The following is a 5,667-nucleotide window of genomic DNA, read 5'->3' on the forward strand; positions in this document are numbered from 1 at the left end:
ACTTCGCCAAATTACGGTGGCAAATTGCGAGCGAAAATCGGCAATGAAGGTCCAGAGGCGACGGATGGCAGCAGGAGTTAAAGCAACCCAATCGGCGATCGCAATGGTTTGTGAGCTTCCTTCCCGGCGTTGAGTATAGATAATATACCCTTGCCAGTCATCCGGTTCACCGATTAAATCCGCATAGAGGGTCTCTTCTGAGGTCGGTTTAAAGATGTTCTCCCAGCTTCCGGGGTGGCGATCGAGATTGCCATTACAGGTAACTGCCTGTTGATGATACAGTGCTGCAAATGTCTCGGATAATATCGGTTCGACGGGGTGCATCCCCAGGGTGCGATCGCGCATCTGAATGCTATGAATGGGGAGTTGCCACTTACACAGACTTCCCGCCTGTTCATACCCTACTTTTCGATAAACCACCTGAGTCGCAGGATAAAGAACCGAAAGCGGGATCTGATTATTATAGAGTTCTTGGAGGGTATGTCTGAGCAGTTCGTCTGCCACTCCAGTCCCGCGATGTTCGGGAGCAACTCCCACGGCAGCAATTCCGGCCATTCTAACTGGATTGCCACCCCACCATTGTGCCATTGGATACAGTCCTAATCCCCCGATAATTTGGTTGTCTTGCCAAATCGCACGGTAGTTTTTGATACCAAGGCGATCGCGAAACAGTTCCCACCCCGTAAAATTAAAGCTATGGCAAAGCATTAACCCGAGGTTTTCTGCCTCTTTCCCATTGGAAACGGGTCCAAATTTTCGCTGATGTTGCATTATAACTCTCGATTATAGATCAGTTCAGATAAGTCATTCAGTGATTGTTAGGGTTTTAGCTAAAACCTCAAATCAGAATAAATCAAGAGGGGATTAAGTAGGGTTTACCGAACTTGATCCCCTCTTGATTTTTTCTTTGCAAGAAATAATTTTAGTAAAACCTAAAGACAATCAAGATAACCAATTGCAGGAATAGCGTAAACCTCCGGTAATCTTCCGGCAGTGACTCCTCCAAATCCTCAAGTTGAAATTTTAGCGGATCTCTTACCTGTTAAAGCATTGAAATCTTAATGTGATTTAGAAAACTCCTCCCTGAAAATTTTAACTCTTCCCTGGACTCTTACCCAAAGATTGGTACGGTTAATACGACTACCCATCCTATACAGAGTCACGTTAAGTTTTGAGCGTAGGCAATCAACGAGGTGAAAATCCTTGCTATACGTGGTTTTCACGAAATAGCAATTGTTTCACCCTGACTGACTGGCGCTTAAACCTCGCACAATTATTCCGGTTTAAGCCTAAAAGTCTACCTAAAGATAGATGCGTTAACTGCTTTTTTCCGGTTCATTACTTATTAAATTCAACTGCATTTACCAATCAGGAGAGAAATATGCGAATTGCTCAAGTTTCACCCTTAGCAGAACGAGTTCCCCCACCGGGTTATGGGGGTATCGAATTAGTCGTTAGCCATATCACCGATGAATTAGTCCGTCGGGGTCATGATGTTACCTTATTTGCGTCTGGAGATTCCCAAACTTTAGCCAAATTGGAATCTGTGGTTCCGCGAGCTTTACGTCTGGACCCCACGGTGAAAGAGCCTGCGGTGTATGATATGCTGCAACTCAACCGAATTTATGAAATGGCTTCGGAGTTTGATATTATCCACTTTCATAATGGATACTCGGTATTGCCTTTGGCGGAACTGATGAAAAGCTCTGTGGTGCATACTCTCCATGGGAACTTTAGCGCTGACAGCCGCAAATTGTATCAAAAGTATGGCAACCAGGGTTATGTCAGTATCACCCACGCGCAACGAGAAGGTGGACCCGAGCTGAATTATCTGGAGACAGTTTATAATGGCATTGATATTGAAGCCTATCCTTTCTTTCCCAAACCCCAGAACCCGCCTTATTTGGCATTTTTAGGCAGAATTTCCCCTGAGAAAGGGATTCATCATGCGATCGCGATCGCCAAAGCAACTGGCTGGCATTTGAAAATAGCTGGTAAAGTCGATCCCGTAGACCAAAAATTCTACGAAAATGAAATTAAGCCCCAAATCGATGGCACTCAAATAGAATATTTAGGTGAAACCAACCACCAACAAAAGGTAGAAGTGATTGGAAATGCAGTAGCAACCCTGTTCCCGATTACCTGGAGAGAACCTTTTGGCTTGGTGATGATTGAATCCATGTGTACAGGAACCCCACTCATTGCCATGAATCTGGGTTCCGTTCCCGAAGTCATTGCTGATGGTAAAACCGGCATTGTTTGTAACAGCATCGAAGAAATGATTGCCGCGATTCCTGCTGTCATGAAACTCGATCGCCAAGCTTGTCGCGATCGCGTCGTTAGCCAGTTTAGCATTGCTAAAATGGTTGATGGATACGAAGCTGCTTACCGCCTTGCACTCTCGAAAACCATTCAGCAAAATGGTCATCTCAATGATAAATTGACAGTCATTGCCTAAAATCTTTTCGACCAAATAGGAGGTGTATTTAACATGAAAGTCAGCAATCAATGTCCTTGTTGTAATGGCTCTTTATTACACCATATCCGCCAAGGCGGTTCTTACTGGTTTTGTTCAAACTGTTGGCAAGAAATGCCCAATAATTCATTGCCAGACAAACTTATAACCTCAACTTCTAAAAATAAGGTGACCTAACTTCTGACTACATCCCCCGTTTAAGTTCAATTTTGTTTTTCTAAACCACTGCCGAGGATGGAGCTTTTCTAAGCTCTATCCTCGGCTTTTAAAATGATTTAGCAGTCGTCCGGTTTCCTACAGTTTCGCAATTATGAGGTGTAGATATAGCAATCCTAAATGATTTGTAACAAAACTAGCGAACAAGATGCTCGCACTCCTGAACGCTAGGAGTTCCGCCTGAGTTTGGGAACCGCTATATAACTGTATTAAAAGCGCTATCAAGTCCGGTGATTAGCATTGCATAAAGCCGAGATAAATATCATCCCTCATCCTCACTTCTGACCCGGAATCCTTGGCGAATGGGTCGATTGTCGGGGGGTTGCACTTGAAAGGTGACCCGATCGCTCAAGTCTCCACTTTTAACTTCTAAAGTCCATTCCCCTACCTCCATCGGCCAAAATAAAGCATGATTCGCCTCAGTATTCAGTTGTTTTTTCCCCGATGGACCGATTAACCACCATTCTAGCGGAGTCTCCGGTGCAACGGCTAACTTAAACTGAATGCGCGGTGTAGAGTCACTGGAATTTAAGATAAAATAATCATTGTTTTCAGGAAAGGCAATTTTTAGCACAGCGCCAGACACTTGAGGTTGACTTTGCCTTGCCAACCAGCTATTATACTCCTGAGATAACTCAAATTCCGACTCCCGATTATACGCATTCAACTGTTCCGGGGCTAAATATTCCAGGACCACCGAGGGACAATCTGCCGTGGGTTTTAATCCCGTTACGGCACATATAGGATACTGAACTAGATGTTCCGGAGTCGGCAAAGCAGCCGGTTCGCGGGTTTGATGGAGATGTAACATAATGCGATTCCACAAGGGGGCTGCACCCGTGACGCCTGATACTTTTCTCATGCGATCGCCACTAAAATTCCCCACCCAAGTCGCTACCGTATAATCCACCGTATATCCCACCGTCCATGTATCTCGATAATCGGAAGAAGTCCCCGTTTTCACCGCTGCTGGAAAGGGTAAACTGAGGACCGACTCCACCCCAAACGCCTGCGATCGGGCATAGCGATCGCTCAACATATCCCCAATCAGCGCCCAATAGGAGGACTCCGGGAGCGGATGTGCTAACGAAGCGGGGAGGCGACTGCCTGCCATCACCGATAACGGAATCAAATCACCATTTCGGGCGATCGCCACATAAGCCCGCGCCAACTCCCATAAACTCACTTCCCCACTCCCCAAGGCTAACCCTAACCCATAATATTCGGGTGACTTCGTGAGATGCTCAAACCCCAGTTGATGTAGTCGCCCCAAAAACCGCTCTACCCCCACCTGTTCCAACACCCGCACCGTTGGCACATTCAGGGAATTCGCCAAAGCCGCCCGCACCCTCACGGGTCCTAAAAACTTTTCATTATAATCCACCGGACTATACAACTGTGACCCGGGTATGGCATAATGAGTGGGAACATCTGCTAAAATCTGGTTCGGGGCGATCGCGCCAATTTCTAAGGCAAACTCATACAAAAACGGTTTAAGCGCCGAACCCGGTTGGCGTAACGCCTGCACCCCATCATTCCGCCCCTGTTGCGCGTCGGCGAAGTAATTGGGAGAACCGACATAAGCCAACACTTCCCCGGTATGATTGTCAATTACTAACGCTGCCGCATGATTCACCTGATGAGCCGCCAGGGAACGGACAACTTCCTGAACCTGGGTTTGCACAAACTGCTGCAACGGGCGATCCAGGGTGGTTTGTACCGTGGAAACCCCGTCCGGCAAGCGATTAGCGAGCCAAAATAGGAAGTGAGGGGCGGCGATAATGCCGCGATCGGGCAATAACACCTGAATTTCTTCTTGTTCCGCCCGATTTGCTTCCTGTGGGGTAATATAACCATCAGCGATCATGCGATCGAGAACATACCGCTGCCGCTTTTTCAGCGATCGCCAATTAGAATAGGGATTATAATAGTTCGGTGCATTGGGAATCGCGGCTAGAATACTTGCATGAGCCAGATTCAGTTCCGAAGCCGGTAGTCCGAAATAAGTCCGCGCCGCCGCTTCTACACCATATATATTTCCCCCCATTGGCAGACGGTTAATATAAGCCTGGAGAATTTCATCCCGGTTCATCCCCGCAAACAATCGCCAAGACAGCCAAACTTCACCGAGTTTATGGGGCAAAGTGCGAGGTGCCGGTTCCAACATTCGCGCCAATTGCATCGTAATCGTGGATGCGCCGGAAACGAGCGATCGCGCTTGTACCGCTTCCAGAACCGCCCGGGCGACGGCTTGTAAATCTACCGCACCATGCTGATAATAGCGCTGATCCTCTGCCGCGATTATCGCCTGGAGAAACGATTCAGAAACCTGATCAATTGGCACCACAGCGGTATGATCTTGGTCCCGAGTGAGCAGAGTACCCAGAGGGAGTCCATTGCGATCGCTAAAGGCGATCGCTTGTTCACTTTGGGCAATATCTTCAGCGCGGATCGGCGCTAAATAAGGCAACATCCGGACAGTTGCCCCCAGCAACCCCATCGCGAGTAAAATTTTCAGAGAACCCCGCAATTTGGGATGTCGCCTCAACCCCAATTGCTGAACGAATAAGCCGATTTCGGAAATTTTGCTCATGGTTTTATTCTCGGTTACGGCAACATGGAAAATCATCCCCCCAGTCAGGTAATTTCTAACCCTCTTGGGCTTTTTCCCCTCAGCAGGAAGAGTCTGTCTTTATTCTAGGACGCCGGTACAGTAGTGGGGAGAAAACCCGGGTTTTTTGTATCGAATACTCTTGGGATGTTTTCGGGCTGATTTGAGGTTTCGCGATCGATCCAATGCTACCCCCAGGGCGTCTTCGGAGGCTGATTGGCAGTTGTTCGCTATTGTCAAGGGTCTGGGGTGATAAAATGGGCCTAAATGTAGGTCGCAGGACAAAGGAACGTGATCCGCGATCGCCACCCAATCCAGATTTATTCACTCTCGAAGCGATTCCGTGAGGGATAATAAAGAAAAA

At 47.4% G+C, this 5,667-nt stretch carries 3 protein-coding genes; 1 reads left to right on the forward strand and 2 read right to left on the reverse strand.

Going from position 1 to position 5,667, the window contains the following annotated elements; genetic code table 11:
* On the reverse strand, window positions 1-771 hold a 771-nt coding region (locus J0895_RS07520), incomplete at its 3' end, for a GNAT family N-acetyltransferase (RefSeq protein WP_207087490.1).
* 610 nt (window positions 772-1,381) lie between these two features.
* Between J0895_RS07520 and J0895_RS07525 the strand changes: the two genes are divergently transcribed.
* Complete coding sequence (locus tag J0895_RS07525) at window positions 1,382-2,458, forward strand: glycosyltransferase family 4 protein (RefSeq protein WP_207087491.1); 1,077 nt, start codon at window positions 1,382-1,384, stop codon at window positions 2,456-2,458.
* A gap of 496 nt (window positions 2,459-2,954) precedes the next feature.
* On the opposite strand, the gene pbpC is transcribed toward J0895_RS07525, so the two are convergent.
* On the reverse strand, window positions 2,955-5,285 hold the full coding sequence (pbpC, locus tag J0895_RS07530; protein WP_207087492.1) for a penicillin-binding protein 1C: 2,331 nt from the start codon (window positions 5,283-5,285) through the stop codon (window positions 2,955-2,957).
* Between the last annotated feature and the right edge of the window lie 382 nt (window positions 5,286-5,667).

Origin of the sequence: Phormidium pseudopriestleyi FRX01 (assembly GCF_017313335.1) — a bacterium.
Classification (GTDB): Bacteria; Cyanobacteriota; Cyanobacteriia; order Cyanobacteriales; family Laspinemataceae; genus Laspinema; species Laspinema pseudopriestleyi.